Source organism: Vibrio sp. 1401 (assembly GCF_033340295.1).
In genome coordinates this window covers 1-578 of the sequence record NZ_JAWOWF010000621.1, presented here as the reverse complement: position 1 = coordinate 578, position 578 = coordinate 1, and the positions used below count along the sequence as shown (strand labels likewise).

Annotated in this window: 1 protein-coding gene; it reads right to left on the bottom strand. The window is 43.3% G+C overall.

Translation table 11 applies throughout. The annotated features are described in order from the left end of the window. Positions 1 to 555 (bottom strand): helix-turn-helix domain-containing protein (locus tag R7Z77_RS27200; protein WP_318137285.1); only part of this gene is annotated, 555 nt, incomplete at its 3' end. Positions 556 to 578: the final 23 nt, after the last annotated feature.

Here is a 578-nt window from a genome sequence, read left to right as displayed (position 1 = left end):
GTTTGATGCCGCTAGTTCTGCTGGAGTACTTGCGATCAGCTCTTCTTCGGTCATTAGATCAATATCAGCAATTTCATCGGCACTTGGTTGGCTTGTTTCAACATTAGCCTCTGCTACAACTTGAGCGAGACTATTTTCTTGCTGATTTTGCCACCACCAAGCTGCTGAGATACCGATGATGACAATGGCTATTACCCAAGTCAGCAACATAATTCGGCTGTTGTGTTTCTCGTGTTTGGTTTTACGAGAAAAGCTTTGCATTTCGATTTCTTGCTCTTTTGGCTTTACATCTGCCGTTTGTTCTAGAGCAACCAGCACCACTTTCTCATCTAGCCCGACAAACTTTGCGTAAGAACGCAAATAGCCGCGAGTGAATGTCGCTACTTGTTGAGATTCAAATCGGTTGTTTTCAATATCTTCAATAACAGAAACGCGAAGTCTAAGGCGATCAGCAACGTGCTTCTGAGTCATGCCTAGAGATTCGCGTTTATTTTTTAGCAACGTGCCTGCTTCCATCGAAAGCGGCACTTCATTGGTTTTTTCGTGTTCTGTCATAATGGCGGTATTTAATCTGTTTG